19 protein-coding genes and 1 tRNA gene are annotated in these 19,952 nt (G+C 60.0%); 4 read left to right on the forward strand and 16 right to left on the reverse strand.

Annotation, left to right across the window (positions count from 1 at the left end):
- Positions 1 to 777: 777 nt before the first annotated feature.
- Together QP891_RS10310 and QP891_RS10315 are read left to right on the forward strand one after the other, a co-directional pair.
- Complete coding sequence (locus tag QP891_RS10310) at positions 778 to 2,319, forward strand: molybdopterin-dependent oxidoreductase (protein WP_284771132.1); 1,542 nt, start codon at positions 778 to 780, stop codon at positions 2,317 to 2,319.
- A gap of 25 nt (positions 2,320 to 2,344) precedes the next feature.
- A complete protein-coding gene (locus tag QP891_RS10315) occupies positions 2,345 to 2,593 on the forward strand; it encodes a hypothetical protein (protein ID WP_239270015.1) in 249 nt (82 codons plus the stop codon).
- Here QP891_RS10315 and QP891_RS10320 read toward each other — a convergent pair.
- From QP891_RS10320 to gluQRS, 3 genes are read right to left on the reverse strand one after another with little or no spacing between them, the layout of a single operon-like run.
- A complete protein-coding gene (locus QP891_RS10320) occupies positions 2,590 to 2,925 on the reverse strand; it encodes a hypothetical protein (protein ID WP_239270016.1) in 336 nt (111 codons plus the stop codon). The genes QP891_RS10315 and QP891_RS10320 overlap by 4 nt on opposite strands.
- 3 nt (positions 2,926 to 2,928) lie before the next feature.
- The gene (locus tag QP891_RS10325; protein ID WP_284771133.1) at positions 2,929 to 4,521 is read right to left on the reverse strand and encodes a cation:proton antiporter; all 1,593 of its coding nucleotides are present in this window, start codon (positions 4,519 to 4,521) and stop codon (positions 2,929 to 2,931) included.
- Between the two features lie 13 nt (positions 4,522 to 4,534).
- Positions 4,535 to 5,428 (reverse strand): tRNA glutamyl-Q(34) synthetase GluQRS, encoded by an 894-nt coding sequence (gene gluQRS / locus QP891_RS10330; protein ID WP_284817057.1) that lies wholly within the window; start codon positions 5,426 to 5,428, stop codon positions 4,535 to 4,537.
- Between the two features lie 24 nt (positions 5,429 to 5,452).
- Between gluQRS and QP891_RS10335 the strand changes: the two genes are divergently transcribed.
- A complete protein-coding gene (locus QP891_RS10335; RefSeq protein WP_023024985.1) occupies positions 5,453 to 6,145 on the forward strand; it encodes a queuosine precursor transporter in 693 nt (230 codons plus the stop codon).
- Here QP891_RS10335 and tgt read toward each other — a convergent pair.
- The 9 genes from tgt to QP891_RS10380 form a co-directional block, all read right to left on the reverse strand.
- Complete coding sequence (tgt, locus tag QP891_RS10340) at positions 6,121 to 7,377, reverse strand: tRNA guanosine(34) transglycosylase Tgt (RefSeq protein WP_284771135.1); 1,257 nt, start codon at positions 7,375 to 7,377, stop codon at positions 6,121 to 6,123. The genes QP891_RS10335 and tgt overlap by 25 nt on opposite strands.
- Positions 7,374 to 10,061: an MMPL family transporter gene (locus tag QP891_RS10345; RefSeq protein WP_284771136.1), complete on the reverse strand. Its 2,688-nt coding sequence runs from the start codon at positions 10,059 to 10,061 to the stop codon at positions 7,374 to 7,376. The genes tgt and QP891_RS10345 overlap by 4 nt, the downstream gene beginning before the upstream one ends.
- 228 nt (positions 10,062 to 10,289) lie before the next feature.
- Positions 10,290 to 11,150 carry an HtaA domain-containing protein gene (locus QP891_RS10350; RefSeq protein ID WP_284771137.1) on the reverse strand — a complete coding sequence of 287 codons (861 nt, stop codon included), beginning with the start codon at positions 11,148 to 11,150 and terminating at the stop codon, positions 10,290 to 10,292.
- A gap of 86 nt (positions 11,151 to 11,236) precedes the next feature.
- The gene (locus tag QP891_RS10355) at positions 11,237 to 11,878 is read right to left on the reverse strand and encodes a biliverdin-producing heme oxygenase (RefSeq protein ID WP_284771138.1); all 642 of its coding nucleotides are present in this window, start codon (positions 11,876 to 11,878) and stop codon (positions 11,237 to 11,239) included.
- A gap of 199 nt (positions 11,879 to 12,077) precedes the next feature.
- Entirely contained in the window at positions 12,078 to 13,136 is a 1,059-nt protein-coding gene (locus QP891_RS10360; RefSeq protein WP_284771139.1) for an HtaA domain-containing protein, read from the reverse strand.
- Positions 13,129 to 13,923, reverse strand: a complete 795-nt coding sequence (locus tag QP891_RS10365; RefSeq protein ID WP_284771140.1) for a heme ABC transporter ATP-binding protein — start codon at positions 13,921 to 13,923, stop codon at positions 13,129 to 13,131. Before QP891_RS10365 ends, QP891_RS10360 begins: the two co-directional genes overlap by 8 nt.
- A complete protein-coding gene (locus tag QP891_RS10370) occupies positions 13,923 to 14,972 on the reverse strand; it encodes a FecCD family ABC transporter permease (protein WP_410758063.1) in 1,050 nt (349 codons plus the stop codon). Before QP891_RS10370 ends, QP891_RS10365 begins: the two co-directional genes overlap by 1 nt.
- Complete coding sequence (locus QP891_RS10375) at positions 14,953 to 15,999, reverse strand: heme/hemin ABC transporter substrate-binding protein (RefSeq protein WP_284771142.1); 1,047 nt, start codon at positions 15,997 to 15,999, stop codon at positions 14,953 to 14,955. The genes QP891_RS10370 and QP891_RS10375 overlap by 20 nt, the downstream gene beginning before the upstream one ends.
- Before the next feature lie 10 nt (positions 16,000 to 16,009).
- On the reverse strand, positions 16,010 to 17,890 hold the full coding sequence (locus tag QP891_RS10380) for an HtaA domain-containing protein (protein WP_284771143.1): 1,881 nt from the start codon (positions 17,888 to 17,890) through the stop codon (positions 16,010 to 16,012).
- Positions 17,891 to 18,011: 121 nt separating this feature from the next.
- On the opposite strand from QP891_RS10380, the gene QP891_RS10385 reads away from it, so the two are divergent.
- Entirely contained in the window at positions 18,012 to 18,473 is a 462-nt protein-coding gene (locus QP891_RS10385; protein WP_284771144.1) for a hypothetical protein, read from the forward strand.
- An 80-nt stretch (positions 18,474 to 18,553) separates the two neighbouring features.
- On the opposite strand, the gene QP891_RS10390 is transcribed toward QP891_RS10385, so the two are convergent.
- The 4 genes from QP891_RS10390 to QP891_RS10405 all read right to left on the reverse strand — a co-directional run bounded on the left by QP891_RS10390 (position 18,554) and on the right by QP891_RS10405 (position 19,925).
- Positions 18,554 to 18,641 (reverse strand) — tRNA-Ser (locus QP891_RS10390).
- A gap of 93 nt (positions 18,642 to 18,734) precedes the next feature.
- Positions 18,735 to 18,935 (reverse strand): CsbD family protein, encoded by a 201-nt coding sequence (locus QP891_RS10395; protein ID WP_005276418.1) that lies wholly within the window; start codon positions 18,933 to 18,935, stop codon positions 18,735 to 18,737.
- A 47-nt stretch (positions 18,936 to 18,982) separates the two neighbouring features.
- The gene (locus QP891_RS10400; protein WP_284771145.1) at positions 18,983 to 19,459 is read right to left on the reverse strand and encodes a nucleoside deaminase; all 477 of its coding nucleotides are present in this window, start codon (positions 19,457 to 19,459) and stop codon (positions 18,983 to 18,985) included.
- A complete protein-coding gene (locus QP891_RS10405; protein ID WP_284771146.1) occupies positions 19,446 to 19,925 on the reverse strand; it encodes a tRNA adenosine deaminase-associated protein in 480 nt (159 codons plus the stop codon). The genes QP891_RS10400 and QP891_RS10405 overlap by 14 nt, the downstream gene beginning before the upstream one ends.
- Positions 19,926 to 19,952: the final 27 nt, after the last annotated feature.

The following is a 19,952-nucleotide window of genomic DNA, read 5'->3' on the forward strand; positions in this document are numbered from 1 at the left end:
AGCACGTGCTGGCCCCTGACACCATCACACTGCATGCTCTATCGAAAGGTAGAAACACCACTCAAACGGACTTGACCCCTTCGTGGTCCTACTGCTAGTCGGCATAGGCTTGTTTATGGTGACTAGTACAACAAAGTTTCCCATATTTGTCCCTCTTTTTATGGGACTTGTATGCACAATCGCAATTCTCACCTCTGGGAAGCCCGATCCTGCTGAATGTAGTAAGCCCGATCCTGCTGAATGTAGTGACGTAAACATCACGAAACAGGCGGAGTCCGAACAAAAAGGGGTCGGTTGGATTATGAGGCTAACCTCCGTTCAGGTCGTTAACTTGGTCATAGCGTGGCGGGCTTCGGGAAAAATAAAAAGCACTTGGAAAAGGGGTGACTAGGAGATCTGGGGGAATGGTTGACATTATTCATGAAGCTCAGGACGCACACCTGTGCGCCCTATTCATCAAAGCCCACGGACACGGTGGAGACTACGAGTACGCGCGAGACGGCTCCAACAGCGCAGTCAAACACCTGCAAGCAATACTGGCAGAACTGCCCGCTACTTCCCCACTGGCCCGCGATGCCGGCATACTCGCTAAGTTCGTGCGTGCAGCACAGAGGAATTTGTCTCGGCAACGCCCTGACACAAACCGGTAGTATCACACCAAAATAACCATCATCGTTGCAACGACCCCTAGAATCCGCCCTGCTTGTTTAATCCATGAAAAGCCGTCAAAATAGAGATAGCCCTTTTCCCATAAACTATCTCCCTAGGACGCTCCCCATGGACTATGTCTTGGCTCTCGGCGAAAACCCCGATTTTCCTTTGTGGCTTCGCGCGACGCACCTCATCAACTTTGTACTCATCGGCATGCTCTTGCGCTCCGGGCTGGAAATGCTTTCTTCCATGCCGCGCCTGTGGTGGCGCAATGACTGCGCGCCTGGCACCGAATGGCTGCGTTTTACCAAGCGCAAGCTGCCCAAGGAAGAGGGCGTATATACCTCTTTGATGGACGAGCTTTCGTGGTCACCGGTCGTGGCGCTGCCGGGCCGCGAAAACATTGGCCTGGGCCGCCACTGGCACGGCCTTTCGGTCATGCTGTGGGTCCTCAATGGCCTGGTGTACGTCGTGCTGCTCTTTGCCACCGGCCTGTGGCAGCGCCTCATCCCCACCTCCTGGGACATCATCCCGGAGGCGTGGGATACCTTCAAGGTCTATATCAGCCTCAGCGCGCCCGGCATCGAGCACTTCACGCCATACGATGCCCTCCAGCAACTCGCCTACGCCTTCGTCATCTTCATCGTTGCGCCCTTCATGATGGTGACCGGCCTGGGGATGTCGCCGGCCATCCGCGTGCGCTTCCCGTGGTTTGTAAAGATGCTGGGCGGCCACCAAGGTGCGCGGTCGCTGCACTTTATCGGCATGGTCTTGATGTCCGCGTTCATCCTGGTCCACGTGGTGCTGGTCTTCTTCGTGCACCGCGAGTACAACATGGTCCACATCGTCTTCGGTGACGTCTCCACCGAGCGCTATGTGCAGGCCTTTACCACCGTCGTCATCACCATCGTGGCGGTCATCATCTTCTGGATTGCCCTGTCCTATTGGACCTTGGCGGACCGCGTCCGGGCACATAATTTCTTGGTCTCGTTCACCGAAATCGGCCGCAAGCTTTCGCTGAACCACTTCCACCCGCGCAAGCCCAAGGAAACCAAGGACTCGCCGATGCCCATTTCCTCCTTCCACTGGACCAACGGCCTGCCGCCGACGGAGAAGGAGTCCCCGGAGTGGACCGAGTACAAGCGCAATGGCTGGGAGGACTACGCCATTACCGTGGCTGATGATGTCAACGGCACCGAAAAGACCGTCACCCTTGAGCAGTTGCGGGAGCTGCCGCAGACATCCTACATCGCCACGCATACCTGCATGCAGGGATGGTCTGCGACCTCCAAGTGGGGAGGGCCCAAGCTTGCCGATGTCCTCGAGCTACTCTGCCCCCGCCCCGAAGGCGCCAACTACGTGCTCATCGAGTCCTATGGCTTGGCGCAAAAGATGTACGATAACCGCCCGCGCGAGCCTTTCTACGCGGCCTTCGATATCGAGACCGCCATGGAGGATCAGTCAATTTTGGCGATTTCGCGCAATGACCAGGACATCGATCTACACTTGGGCGCCCCAGTGCGCGCCCGCGTGGAATCGAACCACGGGTATAAGGCAGTGAAGTGGGTATCGCGGATTGCCTGGATTGGTGATTACGCCGACTACGGCGATGGCCGCGGCGGCACCCGCGAGGATTCCGCGCTCCAAGCCTTCAACGGCCGCATCTAGCACCGAAGGATTAGAATCTGTTTCTATGACTGATAAATCTTCTGTCACCGAAACCCGCATCGCCATCGATGGCATCCGCAATGACAATGACGTGCGCAAGTGTCTGCAAAAGCTCTACGGTATCTTTGCTGATACGGGAATGGGCCAAGCCACCTTCGAGATGACCGGGGATGCCACCGCGGATGTCGTCATCAAGCACGCTGAGTCCGTCACAGTAGATCCGGAGGTCATTGATGCGGCGGTGCGCAAGGCGGGGCCGTACCGCCTGGCCTAATCGATGCGCGGCGGCTCGTAGCCGTCCTCTTTAAGCCACGCGATATGCGGTGGGGTATTCATGCCCCACTCGCTGCGCGCCCACGCGAAGGTCTGGCGCACCTCGGCCTCGGAATAACCGCCATCGCGCAGGTACTGCCGGAAGCCATTCGGCCCGGGATCCTTGATCCAGAGCCAGGCGTAGTCGTCGAGGGAGTCATCGGCAAGCAAGCTTTCTAAGCCCGCCGGAACGAACTCGCGCTCGGCGCGCACGCGGTCCGCCAAGTCCTCGTCGAGGAAATCGTAGAGGTAGTCCATCGCGTCCTCGAGCTCGGCATAGTGTTGTGGATCCATGGGCTAAATCTCCCGGTGCTTAGTGCCGATGACCATGCGGTCGATCTCTTCCAGTATCTCATCCACGATGGCCGGATTGAAGGCCCGATCCTTGCGCAGGACTAGGAGCTCGCTCTGCGCGGCGTTAAGCGCGGTGCGCCGGGCCTCCAGCGCGACGCGGCGGGCCTCCTCGGCGCGCTGCTTGCGCTCGTCGTTATTCTCGGCGGGGTTTTCGCCATCACCCAGGCGGTCCTCGAACCACTGGATGACGTTGGCGGAAATTTCCGGATCGACCGTTTCGGCCTCGCCGGTGGCATCGTCTTCGGGGCGGAATTGCGATAGCGCATCGATGCTGGCGGCGCGCGCCCGCGAGACCACCGCGGCGCGCATCTTATCGTTGGCGGCCTGCGAGGCCTCAGTGAGATCGAGCTGCCTCATCAGCCACGGCAGCAGCAGGCCGGGCAGCACCATGGTGACCAACAGGACGGTCAGGGCGATAACGGCCAGCTCGTGGTGGAAGGCGAAGACGCCGGTGGGAATGGATAGAACCAGCGCCAAGGTCACCAGGCCGCGCATGCCGGACCAGGTCATCAGCAATACCTCCTGCATCCGCAGCGGAGCAACGTGCGGGCGCCCGCGCGAGACGTTGAGGCGGTAGTAGAAGAACATCCACACAAAACGCACCACGAAGGCCACCAGCGAGAGGATTACGCCAACCATGACCGAGTGCCACAAATCCGAGCCGACCTCCGCGATGGCCGTATTAACAGTCAACCCGATAAGGCCGAACGCGACGCCGGTAAACAGCAGCTCCATGGTCTCCCAGAATGACTGGCCGGAAAGCCGGTCCTCGGCCTGGATATCAGCGCGCGAGTTGAGCTCGACGGCGGCGATGACCACGGCGATAACACCGGAGGCTTTTAATTCCTCGGCCACGAGGAAGGTGGCGAAAGGAACCACCCAGGTCAGGGCGTTGCGCGCGACCACATCGTGGACGCGGGTAATAAACAGCGCCGTCAGCCGCCCGATGAGCCAACCAATGGCAAGCGCGACAACGGACGAATAAAGGAAGCTCAGCACGCCGCTACCAAAGGAGATATCGCCGCCCTGGGTCACGGCGGCGAGCGCGAGGTGGAAGGCGACGATGGAGGCGGCATCATTAAACAGCCCCTCCGTTTGTAAGGTGGTGATGATGCGGCGCGGGATGCCGGCGGGCTCGGCCACCGCATCCACGGCCACGGGGTCCGGCGGGGCGATGGCCGCGCCGATGAGGATGGCGGCGGCGATGCTAATCCCCGGCAGGAAGGCGTAGGCGGTTGCACCCACGGCGAGGGTGGTGGCAACAACGAGGAGCACGGACAGGCTCAGGATGGTCACCCACTGCCCGCGAATCACACCCCAGGACGTGCGCCGCGCCAGCGCCCACAGCAGCGGCGGCAAGAAGATGGGAAGGATGAGCTCGGTGGGGATGTCGAATTGCGGCAGCCCCGGCACGAAAACGGCGCAGGCGGTAATAATCGTCAGCAGCGCGGGCCAGGGCAGCCCGACCCTATCGCCGATCGCAACGACGAAGACGGTCAGCAGCATGAGCCCGATGAGAACCAGTAAAACTTCCATGGGCTCGATAGTATTACGCGCGCCAAATATACGGCTCGCGGCTCAATTCCTCCGGCCGGAATTGCGCGAGGAGCTCGGCGGCGGTCTCCGCCTCATAGCCCAAAGACTGCGCCAGCTGCTTGACGATGCCCCTCGGCTCCCCCATATCCCGCATCGTCACCGCGCCATCGCGCTTGGCCAGGCGCTTGCCCGCGGTATTCAGGACCAGCGGCACGTGCACGTAGCTCGGCGGTGCAATCCCCAATAAGGAGGCCAGGTAGGCCTGGCGTGGGGCGGAGGATAAGAGATAGTCGCCGCGGACCACCTGGTCGATACCCTGGTAGGCATCATCAACGACCACCGCCAGGTTATAGGCCCAGCCGCCGTCCTGCCCGCCGCGGCGCAGGATAAAATCATCGACGTCACCGGTGTACTCGCCGTGCAGGGCGTCGTGGATGGTGAAGCTGGAGACATCGGCGCGCAGGCGCAGCGCCGGCTGGCGGTTATCGGCGGCGAGCTGGGCGCGTTTGGTGGCACGTTGGGCATCGGAAAGCCCACGGCAGGTGCCCGGGTACTGGCCCGGAATGGCGTGCGGGGCGCGGGAGGCTTCGCGGATATCCTTGCGCGAGCAGTAGCACTCGTAGACCGGCAGCTTCTGGAGCGCCGCGGCATAGGCGGCATCGCGATCCTGCTGGTAGATGACCTCGCCATCCCACTCCAGCCCCAGGGCCGCAAGGTCCGCGAGCTGGCGCACGGCGGCCGCGCGGGAGGAGCGCTGCTTATCGATGTCCTCCACCCGCACCACAAACCTGCGCCCCGTCGAGCGCGCGTAGAGCCACGCGAGAAGCGCCGTGCGCAGGTTGCCAAAGTGCAGATCGCCGGAAGGGCTCGGGGCGTAGCGGCCCGCCCCGGTGGTCGCGGAATTCATATTCCCAGCATACGGTTTGGCACAATGGTGGGCATGGAAAAATCCCCCTCCTCTCAAGTGCGCTTTATCCCCGTTCATTCCACTCTCTACCCCTGGCTCGTCACGATTTTCGTCGTGACGTTTTTGATTTCTAATATCAACGCCACCAAGGGCGTCCAGCTCGGACCGCTCGTGACCGATGGCGCCTTCTTCCTCTTCCCGCTGGCCTATATCGTCGGCGACGTTTTATCCGAGTGCTACGGCTTCAAGTCCACCCGGCGCGCCATCTACATCGGCTTTGCAATGGCACTGCTCGCCGTAGTGTGTTTCTACATCGCCATCTGGCTGCCCGCGGCGGATTTCTATGAGGGCCAGGAGGCCTTCGCCGCCACGCTGGGCCTGGTGCCGCGCATCGTTTTGGCCTCCCTGGCCGGCTACCTGGTGGGCCAGCTGCTCAACGCGTGGACGCTGACCGCAATGAAGAAGCGCAGCGGCGAAAAGGGCCTTTTCTCCCGGCTGATCGCCTCCACCGTGGTGGGCGAGTTTGGCGATACCTTGCTGTTTTGCGCCATCGCCGCGCCCGTCATCGGCATCGACACCACGAGCGGGTTCATCAACTACGTGGTGGTGGGCTTTGTGTGGAAGACGCTGATTGAGGTCGTCCTCTTGCCCATAACCTCCACTGTTATCAAGCTGGTGAAAAAGCGCGAAGATTACCGCGCCTTCGACGCCGCGTAGTAGCGGCCCAAGAATTCATCGCGGTAGTCCTCGTAGTAGCCGCCGTTGATGGCGGCGCGGATATTGTCCACTAACCGCACCATGAATTCCACGTTGTGGATAGTGCACAGCGTGCCGGCCAAAAATTCCTTCGCCTTGAGCAGGTGGTGCAGGTAGGCGCGCGAGTAATTCTCCGTGACGTAGCCGCCGAACTCCTCGTCTACACCCTTAAAGTCCCGCTTGAACCGCGCATTGGTGAGGTTGAGGCGGCCATCGAGCGTGTAGACGCCGCCGCGGCGGGCTAGGCGGGTTGGCGCGACGCAATCGAAGGTATCGGCGCCGGCCTCGACCGCGGTAAAGATGTCATCGGGCTCGGAGATGCCGAGCAGGTGGCGCGGTTTATCGTCCGGTAGTTCGTCGCAGACCCAGCCCACGATGGTGCCCAGGTTCTGCTTTTCCAGCGCGCCGCCGATGCCGAAGCCGCCGAAACCGCGCTGACCCTTCTCCCGCGCGGCGCGGTCCAGGTCCAACAGCCCGCGGGTGGCCTGGCGGCGTAAGTCCTCGTATTGGGCGCCCTGCACCACGCCCCACAGTGATTGCTTCGGGCGGTGGTAGCGCTCGCGGGTAAGCCGGTCATGTTCCTCTAGGCACCGCTGCGCCCACCGGTGCGTGCGGGCCACGGATTCTTCCTGGTAGGTGCGCGAATCAATGAGCGTGGTCAGCTCGTCAAAGGCGAACATGATATCCGCGCCCAGCCCATGCTGAATCTGCATGGACTTTTCGGGCGTAAAGCGGTGCTTGGAGCCATCGATAATCGAACGGAAATCCACGCCGTCCTCATCTACCTTGGCCATGCGCTCCCTTTTCGCGGCGCGAATATCCTTCTCGGTGAGATCCGCCAAGTCCATGGCGATGACCTTTTTAAAGCCCACGCCCAAAGACATCACCTGGAATCCGCCGGAATCGGTGTAGGTCGGCCCGTGCCAGTTCTCGAATTTCGCCACGCCGCCGGCCTCATCCACGATGTCATGGCCCGGCTGCAGGTAGAGGTGATAGGCATTGGACAAAATCGCCTGCGTTCCGGTGGCGCGAATCTGCTCCGGCGTCAACGTCTTCACCGTGGCCTTGGTCGCCACTGGGATAAACGCCGGGGTGGCGATATCTCCGTGCGGGGTGTGGATAATACCGCTGCGGCCATGCTTGCCGGGGCCTTCGGGCAGGCGCTTATCGATGTCGAAACTTAAGTCCTTCATTCCTTATTTTCCTCTTCTTCCCTGGTCTTCTGGCCGTCATCCGCGTGTTGTGCTTCCCATTCTTCCTCAAGCGCGGTGCCTTCGATGTCTACGGTGGGCAGGATCTTATCCAGCCACTTGGGCATCCACCACGTAGCACGGCCCATGAGGAACATGGAGGCGGGGACGAGGGTCATGCGGACAAAGAAGGCATCGAAAAGCACGCCCGCTGCCAAGGCAAAGCCGAAGATCTGGATGAACGGCAGCGGCTGGTTGATAAAGGCCACGAAGACCGAAATCATGATGATGGCGGCGGCCGTCACCACGCGCGCGCCCTGGGTAAAGCCGGTGATGGTGGCCTCATCGACAGCGCTATAGGGCCCCGCCGTGCCCTTCGGATGCCGCGCGATGTGCTCGCGCATGCGGGTGACCAGGAATACCTGATAGTCCATGGCCAGGCCGAAGGTCACGCCGATGAGGAAGATCGGCATGAACGATAGCAGCGGGCCGGGGCCTGGGACGAGGCCCCACAGGCCGTCTTGCCATACCAGCACCGTGAGTCCAAAGGCGCCGCCGACCGAAAGCAGGAAGCCGAGGCCCGCTACCAGCGGCACCAAGATGGAGCGGAAGACGACGAGCAGCAGCACGATTGCCAGCCCCACAACAATGCTCAAGTAAGGCGCCATCGCATCGCGCAGGCGCTCGGTAATGTCCAACTGCACGGCAGTCAAGCCCGTCAGGCCGATCTCGGTGCCGGTGGTGCCTTCGATCTCCTTGGTGGCAGAGCGCAGCGCGTGCGCGACATTAATGGTTGCGGCTTCCGTTGGCGAGGTTTCCGGGGTCACCATGATTTGTGCCGCGCGCTGGTCCTCGCTGAGTGCAACGATTTGTGCGTGCTTTACCCCGCCGAGCGTCTTCAGCTGATCCGCGGTGTAGAGGAAGGACGCCAGCGCTGCCTTGTCTTCGGCGCTGGTCGGCGCGGCGGCGTCTTCCTTGTCCTCGACCTCTGCGACGGGGGCGATTTCCGGCTCCGCTGGCTGTTCGCCGGGCTGATCCGCGGGGTGTTCCGCTGGCTGGTCGCCAGGCTGGTCAACAGGGTGTTCTGCGGGGTGATCACCGGGCTGGTCGGCTGGCAGGTCCGCCGGCTGATCGGGCGCCTCGTCGGGCGCGGGCTCAGGCGCGTTGTCAGGCGCATGATCCTCCGGATTATCGGCGGGTGGCTCGCCGGCGCCTTCTTCGGGTTCGGCTTCTCCGCCTTGAGCCGCCACCAATGGGGCGAGTGCGGCGGAATCGGCGTTGATGGTGTGGGCATCGACAACCGCGAGGAACGGCCCGTTGACGCCGGGGCCGAAGCCCTCGGCCATCAGGTCGGCAGCCTTGCGCTGGGTGGTATCGGGATTCGAGGTGGTATCGGCAGGCAGCGCCAGCTCCATGTGGAGCACGGGGGCGGTCATGGCGCCGAGGGAGAGGACGACGAGGGCCATCGCCAAGCCGGGCACCTTTTGTACCAGTCGTACCCAGCGATGGCCCATGGTTGGGCCGCGGCGCACCTTTCCCTTGTGGGAAGGGTTGCCGGCCACGCCGGGGATGCGGCCGCTAAACGCCTTGTCCCCCAAAAGCCCGAGCATCGCGGGGATGAGCGTGAGGGAGACGAGGACGGCGATGGCCACGGTTGCGGCGGCGGAAAGCCCCATGGCGGTGAGGAATTCGATGCGTGCAATGAGCAGGGCAAAAAGCGCGGTAAAGACGGTGGTTCCGGCGAAGACCACGGAAGAGCCCGCCGTTCCTGCCGCCATACCGGCTGCTTCTGGGGCGGACATGCGGGCGCGCTCGGCGCGGTAGCGGGACAAGATAAACAGCGCATAGTCGATGCCCACCGCCAGGCCAATCATGATGGCCAGCACCGGCGTCATGTTGTTGAGCTCTATCCAGTGCGTGGTAATCAGCATGCCGCATGCACCCAGGCCGACCCCGATGACGGCGGAAATCAGCGGCATTCCAGAAGCGACCAGGGAGCCAAAGGTAAAGATGAGGACGAGGAAGGCCACGCCAAGACCGATGATCTCGGAAGTGGAGTTAACCCGAATCTCATCGCCAAACCCGGCGCCGCCGGCCTCGACGGTAAGCCCCTGCTGCCTGCCGATGTCCATCGCTTCCGTCACGATGTCCTTATCGGCCTGATCCACGCTATAGGGCGATTCGGCATCAAAATCGAAGGTGGTATAGGCAATGGTCTCATCCTCATTGACCATGGCGAGGTTATCGGCATCGGCACGCGCGGATGATTCCGGCAGCCCCATCTCCGTGAACTGGTGGACGACCTCGTCCTGCAGCCGCGGCGAGACCTCAAGCGGGTTGCCAAAGCGCATGGTATCGCCCATCTCCAGGTTGTCCTCGAGGTGGGAAATGACCGCGTTGATGGCCTTTTCATTGGCGGGATCCGAGAGCTTTTGGCCCTCCGGGGCTTGGAAGACCAAGTTCACCGATGGGGAGTTGGCGGGGTTTCCGCCTTCCGGGAAAAGGTCCATCGTCTTGTAAGTGGCATCGATGGACGGGGTGCCTTTGATAGCGAACTCGCTCGTCATCGGTTTCATCAACAAGGCGGTAGCGCCGCCGGCGGCGGCCAGTAGGACCACCCAGGTGACGATGACCTTCCATTTATTGAGGAATGACCAGCGCCCGAGCCGGTAGAGGAGTTTAGCCACGGGAAATGTACCTTCGCATTCGCGTAGTCGGACGGATTTAACTTCGCCCTAGTGTAGTTGCCGTGCCCCTTATTCCCTATTACTTAGCCGCCGGGCAGCCCGTATTCACAGACGATGCCAAGGCGGCGGGCCAAAAAGAACCGTGGCCATTCGATGCAGTCAAGGACTAGATCGGGTGGCCACGGCGGAGCGGCGTAGACAATGCAGCCGCGAGAGAGCGCTCGCTGTTTAAACGAACTTCGACAAGCTCAGACCAGGAAGAACGAGGTCAGAGAAGAAGGCGCTAATTTTCTTTACCCGCTCGATAACAGCAGCGATGGTCTCGCCTAGTGTGCCGAACGAAGAACCGTGGAAAGAAGAACCATCGGCTGCAGCGTTGTCGCCCGAAGGCTTCTTTTCTGGGGTTACCTGGTCAGATGGTTTAGCGTTTTCGGAGGCACCGTCGAATGCCACGGTGAGATCCGAGTTGGCATCGTCAAGCGGCTGCCCCACTGGGTACTTGCCCAAGAAGATGTCGGAGCCCGTCTGGGTCAGCGAGGTGGGGGCATCAGTTGTGGCATAGGTCTTGCCGGTTTCCGGTACCAAGGACTCAGTAAGCGTGAAGGTAGAGATTGCGGCGTCATCGCCAGACAATTCAACCGGCTTGTTCTTAAGCGGGCCCGAGGCGCCCGTAAGTTTATAATCCGCGGTGATGGTGGCGTTTTGTCCTGCTACTTCTACCTTGATATCCGAGAACGTGAGATCGACGCCGTAGGAACCATTAGGGCCGAGGCCTGGATAGCCTTGAATCTGCACGGATCCCTGAGTGTCAATAGTGCCGTTTCCCTCAGCATCCAGCGTGGTGTGGGCCGCATCGACCGGGAAGGTGAAGTCCTTTCCTACCTTCTCCGCGCCTTCGGTGGTATTGATGATACCTTTGGCAAGCGGGTTGGTCTCCACGTGGTGAATGAAGGATTCCTTGATGGGCCAGTTCAATTGGCCGGATTCCACGGCGGGGACATCGGCTGGAGCCTCATCGGCAGAGGCTACTGGGGCGCTGACGGCGCCAAGTGCAACCGCTCCAACGGCGATGACGGATGTTGTTTTCATGAATTTCTCCTCTTGAAAGCAGTGGTGAAGCTTTGCCTAAAATATTAGGCGAGCCTTACCTTATTTGGAAAATTAGAAAAAGTAAATCAGTGGCGCTTATCAAGCTCGGTGAAGATCCCCGAGTTGAAAGCAAATGCGCGCTGCGCCTCTGAGAGCAAAGCCTCGCGCTGCTCCGCAGTCAGCATGAGGCCGTCTAGGCGTTCGCGGTAGCCCTTGCGGTACGGCGGAATCTTGCCGATGGCACTGAAGTCATAAAAGTTCAGCGCATCCGGTTCGATGTCATAGAGGGTGCCGAGGCGCGCGGCAATCACCTGACCGCCGGAGACGTCACCGAGATACCGGACATAGTGATGGGCCACCACTTCTACCGCGCTGCCGGATACCCCTTCTAGGCGGGCAACGTAGGATGCTGTCGCCGGCAGGATCCGGATCTTTTCACGCCAGTCGCCGCCGACGAGCTCCGCCAGATCCGCCTCCAGAGCAAAGCGCCGCTCAAGGCGTGGATCGGCCACCGCACCGGCGATTGGAGTATGCGCCACACTGCGGACTGCACGCTCCAGAGACTCATAGACAAACCACAGCTGACCGCTTAAATCGGCGGCGGCCTCAGCGCTCAGCTGGCCCGACATGAGCCGCTGCATAAACGCCGAACCCTCCGCATTCTCATGGGCGTGGGCGGTCTCCTCACGCAATGCGACGGATAATGGTTTCTTGAGCGTCACAGTCACTGACTTCCTCCAAAGTAATGCTTACCTAATGTCCAAATATAAATTTAAGGTTAGGCAATCCTTATTTACAAGGCTTGTGGGAAGAAATCAACCAAAAGAACTAACTCCCTACCCCACCGCCTGCGGTGCGCGCGGCTTCGGGATGCGGCTGCCGACACCGCCCGCGCCGCTGACCCCCTATTATCGGATCAGCAGCTTGTTATCGGTGGAGTAGAGCACGCACGCTCTCAAGGGCGCCCGACTTCATAAACGCCTGCCCAAGAATGGCAAACATGCTGCCAATGGTTGCCACGCCCAAGATGTAGTTCCACACCTTGGCGAAACTAGAACCGGAGGGAGTGTCCTTCTCTGGCTTATCAGTTCCCGGCTTCTTAGACTCCGAAGTCTCAGGGCTCTTTGGAGTCTCCGGCTTCTTCGGCGGTGCCGGGGTCTGTGAGGTCGCTGGTGGCTGCGGAGCTGGATTGTCCTTCGGTGGCTGACTTTGTGGCTGCTCTTCCTTTTCCGGCGCAGCTACCGGCGGCTGCGGAGCAGGTTCGTTCTGCGGCATTTCATCCTTCTTTTGGCCGCAACCAGGAGAAACCTTGAGGGTTAGGTGGGCATCATCAAGCTCAGGCTTGTTCTCTGAGCTATACATGCCCATGAAAAGTTGGTCTACGCCCTCGATTTTTCCATCTTTTGTCCCCTGCTGCTCCTTGTACCGCACATCGCTGGCAGAAAGGGTCAGCGTGTCTCCCTCCTTGGTCCATCGCGCCGTGCCGTGGCCAAAGATCCCATCCCCAGTGCGCTTATTAGCGTCGATGTGGTCGTCCACGGTGTATTGAAGCATATTCTTACCCTCTACGTGATAGACCTCGTAGCCGGAACCGAGCTGGGCTTCATTACCGGAGGTCTTGATGAAAGGTGCCACTACCGTGGAATGCAGAGCTCCGTGGTGACCGGTGAACGTTATCGAGGAGTCTTTGCTCTCGATATTGGACGACACCACATTGCCCTCCTCATCTACCGTTACCGTAGAGGTTGCAGGATCGACCTCGAAGCCGAAAGAGAAATCCTTCCCCTTAGGATCACCGGTTTGCGTCACTGGGCCACTAGTGGACCAATCACCAGCAGCAAAACCGCTTTTGAGGTAGGAACGCCACGAGTGCTTAATTCCCCAGTTCAAGGAACCGGATTCGATGGTGCAAGTTTCTTCCGCAGAAGCGTGTGGCACGGTGAGCGCGGTCGCCGCGAGAGCGGTGACCACTACTTTCTTAAACATGGAAATCCTCCAATTTATGTGAGAAGAGTGGGTTGATGGTGGGCGTGGCACGCTGTGGATGTACCTGCAGCCCATCGACGGATATCGGCCAGCCATACACTTGAGACAATGTTGGACTGGTAAAGACCTCATCTACGCGCCCTTGGGCTGCTACTCCCCCGCACGACAGGCATACGAGATGATCGCAATATGCTGCTGCCGCGTTGAGGTCATGCAGCACCACGAGGACGGCGACGCCTGCCTCGCGGGCAAGGGCTTTTACTGAGCCCAACAGTTGTTCTTGGTGCCGGATATCCAGCGCGGCCGTTGGCTCATCCAGCAAGATCACCGGGGTATTTTGGGCAAGCACCCGTGCGAAGGCCGCGCGGGCGCGCTCACCACCAGACAACGTGCTGATGTCTCGGCCCGCTAGGTGCGCGACGCCGGCGGCATCGAGGGCGGCGTCAATAAAGTCATCGTCGAGATCTGCGTAGGCAGTTCCTTCCCACGGGCGGCGCCCCATCGCAACGACATCGCGGACAAGGAATTCGAAGGACACCGAGACGTCTTGGAGCATCACCGCACGCGTGCGCGCGAGCTCTCGCGCTGGCGCCTTGGGCGATAACCCACCCACGGTGATCTCACCGGAATAGTCGATATCTCCAGCCACGGCAGCTAGGACGGTGGATTTTCCGGCGCCGTTCGGACCGATAAGTCCTGTAACTTCGCCCGCTTGAGCAGTGAAGGACACCTGGTCCACGAGGGTGTGCTCCCCCACGCGAACGGTTAAGTCTTTAGCGTTTATCATCAGTGCACTCCTTTGCGCATCATGCGGCGCAGCAAGATGAAGAACGTTGGCCCACCCACCAGGGCGGTGAAAATGCCGATGGGAAGATCCGCAAAAGAAATCATCGTGCGCGCTGCCACGTCGGCGAAACCAATGAGTACAGCGCCGCCAAGGGCGGAAGCCGGCAGCAGGATGCGGTTTTCTGGTCCGACGACGCTGCGCAGCAGGTGGGGAACGATAAGTCCTACAAAGCCAATGAGGCCGGCGAAGGAAACGGCCGCGGCGGTCAACACTGCCGATGCCACGATCGCCACGATGCGCAGCCACGGCACGTTCACGCCGGTATGTGCGGCGGCGCGCTCGCCGAGCGCGAGGACGTCCAACTGCTTGCCCAGGCGCAAGGCCACTGCGAGGCCAACCACCACGATGGGCAGTACCGCCCAGACGTGTTTCCACTGCGAGCCGTTGAGGGAGCCCATCTGCCAGAAAATGATCGCTTCGCGGTTGGCGGTCGGCGCCAAGTACACCATGAAAGAGATGATGGCGTTGCATACCGCATTGATGGCGATGCCGGTGAGAATCAGGTGCACCACGGCAACCCTTCCGTTGTGGCGCGCAAGCTGATAGATAATGAAGGTAACCAGCAGCGCGGTAAGGAAGGCTGCGGCGGGAACGGTAAAGGTACCGAAGAATTCGATATTAAAGACGATGACTACGGCCGCACCAACGCCCGCACCGGAGGTAACGCCGATAATGGAGGGTTCTGCCAGGGGGTTGGCGAACACCGCCTGCATCAGCGTGCCGGCCACGCCCAAGGCCGCACCCACCACGAGCCCCAAGACCAAACGCGGTAGGCGAATGTCCCACACCACGCTTGCGGTCAAGGAATCCTCCCCGTGGCCAGCTGCCAAAATGGGGAAGAGATCAGACAGCGGTACATAGTATTGCCCCAGCACGACGGAGATGAGCGCCGCGAGCACGGTGAGAATCCCCAGGAGTACGAATACCCAAGTGCGCTGCGTGCGGCGGCGCGCGAAGGTGTCCGTGCCCTTACTCATTGTCCGGGTCATACACAGCCTTTGCTAGCTTCACCAGCGTTTGCCCTGTCATGGGACCAAATGCCAACGATTGGCCGTCCGGGATAGTCACGATGCGCTTCTTCTGGCCGGCGGTGGTCTGAGCAACGCCGGGCCGCTCCAGCAAGCCGTCAATGCCGCCGGTGGATTCCAGGCCATTAGTCATCATGATGATCACCTCTGGATTGATGCGCGCCAGCGCCTCAGCATTAGCAGGTTCTGCATGGGAAAGGTTGTTTTCTGCAGCCAGATCCACGCCGCCGATGCCTTCAATCAGGTCTTGCGCACCGGTACCGTCACCCATGATGAAGAAAACGCCGCCGTTTCCGCGCGCATAGAGAAACGCCACGCGCATCGGATCATCGGGAACCAACTCTTTGATGGCTCCCTTTGCCTCGTCGATTTCCTTGGTAGATCGTTCGGCTAGCTCGCGTGCTTCGTCGGGCAAGCCGAGGGCATCGCCAAGCGTGGTGATGTCCTCGCCCACCGAATCGATGGTGCGCTCAGGTTCCATCACCACGGTGGTGACACCCGCCGCCCGGATTTGATCGATGGCATCGCGCGGGCCAATGGAGTGATCCACAATGACGAGCGTCGGCTGCAGCTCCAGCACCGCCTCCACGTTGATATTGTGGCCGCCTTCGGTCACCACCGGGAGATCCGCCAGGTTGGGCTCGGTAGAAGAAACTGTGCGGCCGACGATATTATCCGCAAGCCCCAAGCCGCTAAGAGTCTTGGTATAGGTGCCATAGATATCCAACGCGAGGATGCGGGAGGCATCGGTGACAGTGACGTCATTACCATCGGCATCGGTAAGCTCCACCGGAAGCGCCGGCTCTGCCTTATCAGTAACCGGCTCGATATCGTCAAAATCCTTGACATCGCTGACACCTTCAAAGGATCTGGGGTCCGAGAGATCGGCGGGATCCGGTAGCTGATCGGTATAGCTTCCCTGCACACCGCACGCGGTAAGGCTGAAGATGCACAGGAATGGCACGAGGAAACGAAGAACGAGTTTCACGGCAATCTTTCTAAGAGTTGTTCATGACAAGCCGACTGGTGGAGCCACCGGCGATGATCAATCCGACGATGAAGAGCAGTAGATAGGTGGTCGGGTTATCTAGGCCCCCGCCGAGAGACGTCGCGGACTTGACCTTGAATTTGTTCGATCCGTCCTCGTATCCCTGCCCCGAGTCACCGGCTAGCGCTGAGTCCCCGGCTGCGGCATGCGCGCCGCCTTTGGAACCAGAGCTACCCTTTCCGTTTCCGCCCGCGCCTGATCCGTCGGATCCGGAACCTGAGCTAGAACTGCCGCCACCGGATACGGCGCCGCAATCAGCGCTTCCGCCCAAGGTGGCGTGGAAGCTCAGCGGATCCAACTGGGTGCCTGGTTCATAGAACTCAGCGAGTGCCTGGGAACCGGCCTCAGAAAGCGATACCGCAGCTTCACCGGACACTTCGTCCGTGCCGACGTCGAGGGAATTAAAACTCAAGGTGCCAATAACAGTGCGCCCAAAGTCTTTCTTCTTGCCTTCCATATTGGAAGAGCGCACGTCAGCGATAAGCTCGCCAGAATTGCCGTTGAAGGTGATTTCCAGATTGGCGATGTTGAGGTCCAGCTTGCCGTGGTGCCCGGTGAACTGCATGCTTCCGCCATATTGCACGGAGCCCGCGCCATCTTTTACGGCACCGGAGTTACCCGTGAATTGGAAACGTCCATTGTCATAGCCAACACCAGAGAGATCCCATCGGCCTTGGGCAATGGATCCGGTGATATAGGACTGGAAGGATTTCTTTAACCCCCACTGAGCAGTGGCTTGCGTAACCCCAGTGGCCTCACAGACAGCATCGCCCCCGCCAGATGCTTCCGCACCTGAATTACCTGAGCCCGGGGCACCGGAATTCGCAGTTCCAGAGTGCGAAGGACCAGATCCCGCTGCTTTGCCAGTTCCTGAGGCACCGCCGCCTCCGCCCGAACCAGAGTTACTCGGTGATGAATTTCCCGCTGCAGAGTTAGTAGAAGCCGAGTTTCCTCCAGTGGAGTTCGACGTACCCGAAGCAGAACCATCCGAATTCGAGTTCGATCCGCCCCGATCGTTGAAAGACTCCAACTCATCCAGGAACGCCTGGGTATTGCCCATGAACGTAGTAATCCCGTTCATCGTGTCATTGGTTTCAGACAGGATGTCCATGGCTTCCTTGTTAAAGCCCGTGAAGGAACCCGTAATGGACGTCAAGGGACGCTTCTCACCGGAACCGGAGCCAGATCCGGAACCAGATTCGGAACACGAGCCATCAAGCGCAATGCCGCCAGAGGACGGATCTAAGGCTTCACCTGGCTGGTAGAAACCGGTGAAAAACTTGGCCCCGCCAGAGGTCAGAGTGGTAGATCCAGACAAATCAACCTTTCCGGCACCATCTTTGACGGGGTTGGCCAGATTAATGGTGGCGATTACCTCATCATTGCCTTGGATCTTTTTACCGCGGCTGAGTTCTTGGCGGTTCATTTCATAGGAGACGTAGTCCACGGAAATCTGCGCCTGCTTACCAGAGGCCTTGACCTTGAAGTCCGACATTGTCATGTCCAAGACTCCATCGTGGCCGGTAAAGCTCAGCGTTCCATTGAACGGAATCGTGACGTTCCCACCAGACGCATCGGGCTTTCCTGCAGTAAAGACGAACGCACCATCGCCCCGTTCGTCGCCCGTGAAGCCAATGCCGTTGGCACCCCATCCACCGTGGGCGATATTGCCTTTGACGTAGCTGCGGAATGACTGCTTGATGCCCCATTTCCATGTGCAGGATTCATCTGCGTGGGCAACCGGGGCAGAAGACAAAAGTGGGGCGAATGCCGCGACGAGGAAAGCAGCGACGATGATGCCGAACGCCGACTTCCACAGTTTTCCAATCATGTTGAGAACCTTGTTTTCGTGCCTAAAAATGATATAGGCTAAGCTTGCCTAATTGAAGTAAGTGTATCCTGACCTAACTTCTATTGATTGTCAATAAACCACCCCCCTATAAGAAACAAAAATGCACAACGACCCCCGTAAAGACATCTTCAACAGCATCTATCCAGATGTCGATCCCACACAGAACTTCCCACTCACGATCGGTGAACGCTTATCCTTAGCGCTTTCCGTCGGCGTATTTATGTTCGGCGGCGTAAGCGGCAGCCTGCTCATTGCCGGTATTGGCTTGGCCTTTGTGGTCGCCTGTTCCTTGGCACTTGCACGTAAAACGCCGCGCCGCATCCGTGCGGAGGCGCGCAGCCGATTCCCCCGGGAACCGTGGGCCGAACAACCCAGCCTCCTCGTGCCCGCCGTATGGATCGTCATCGCAGTAATCGCTGCCCTGGCGTGGTGGTTCACCCCCGTGAAATACCTCGCGTGGAGCGCGGGCGCCATGGCCGTCATCGCTGCCGTCGTGACGTGGTTCCTCCCCACCCTACAGCGCCGCCGCACGCGGGCTGCGCGCGCAAAGCACGACGCTTAAGCCAACCCAAAGCCCAAAGCCACCCCGTTGGAGAAAACAAAAATAGGCCCCGACCTGCATTAACAGGTCGGGGCCTTGCGCGGTGGCGGCGGGATTTGAACCCGCGGTTGGGGGTTACCCAACAATCGCTTTCGAGGCGATCACCTTCGGCCGCTCGGACACGCCACCGCGTTCCAGATTACGGGAGGACCCCCGATGCAACAAAATCGCCGCGCCAGCATTAAGCCAGCGCAGCGATTTCGCTATGAAGGGACTATAAAATTAGTCCTTCTTCAGGCCACCGATGATGTCGTTGGCCTTGTCCTTGATGCTGTCAGCAGCATCGGACAGCTTGTCCTTAGCCTCGGAGGCGACCTGGTCGGCCTTGCCTTCGTTGGCTACGTCTTCGTTACCGGTTGCCTCGCCGAAAGCTTCCTTTGCCTTGCCTGCGAGGTCGTCCTTCTTGTTTTCCAAATCGCCCATTTTCTCTCTCCTTAAATGAGTCGGATACTGTGTGACTGCAACTATACTCACTTTTCGCGCAGTGTGGTGAAAAATTTTTCCAGCAACGCCACGCAGTCTTTTTCGAGGACGCCACCGCGGACCTGAGGGGTAAAGGGCGCGGTGGGGGCGCGCAGGACATCGATAAGCGAGCCGCACGCACCCGTCTTCGGTTCAAAGGCGCCAAAAACCAGCGAGCTCACCCGGGCGGATTGCAGGGCGCCGGCGCACATGGCGCAGGGCTCTAAGGTGACCACGAGCTCGCAGCCGGTCAGGCGCCAGCCATCGCCGTGGATGCGCACCGCCTGGCGGATGGCCTCGACCTCGGCGTGGGCGGTGGGATCGCGCAATTGCTCGCGGCGGTTGACACCGGTGGCGAGCTCGCGACCGGCGGCATCATAAAGCACCGCCCCAACCGGCACATCCCCGGCGGGGGTCTGGCGCGCCACCGCGAGGGCGCGCTGCATGCGTTTCTGCGCGCGCTGCAGGGGCTTAGGCGTTATCAATGACGTCTTCTAGCTCATCCCCAAAGCCCAGGTCGCCGGCGATGCGCAGGAGCATATCGGAGGGCCAATCGTCCTCATCATCGATGATGTAGCCCACCTGATCTTCGGATAGGCCCAGGTCAGCGAAAATATCGAAGTCGCCCTCACCGTAGGGGTCAGCCTCTTCCGGGTCCACGTCTGGAATCTCGTAGTCATTGAGTTCCATGAAATCCGCGGCAAAGTCATCATCAACGCCATAGGTGGCGTCTGAAATTAGCATTTTCACCCCGCCGGGCATAGGCCGCACGGCAATGAAGTAGGCGTCCTCTACGCAGAGAAGGGCGAAAGCTGCGCCTTCAGAGCGCAGGGAGCGCACCGCGGTGATGGAGGTTTGCGGGTCCTCAAAGTCATCATCGAAGCTGCGCACGACCCATTGTCCCTCGTTGCGGGCGACGGTAACCGCGAAAGAGTAATTTTCGTTGCTCATACCTCGTGAGATTAGTCGTGTTGTGCC

This window comes from Corynebacterium sp. MSK310 (assembly GCF_030227355.1).
GTDB classification, from domain to species: domain Bacteria; phylum Actinomycetota; class Actinomycetes; order Mycobacteriales; family Mycobacteriaceae; genus Corynebacterium; species Corynebacterium rhinophilum.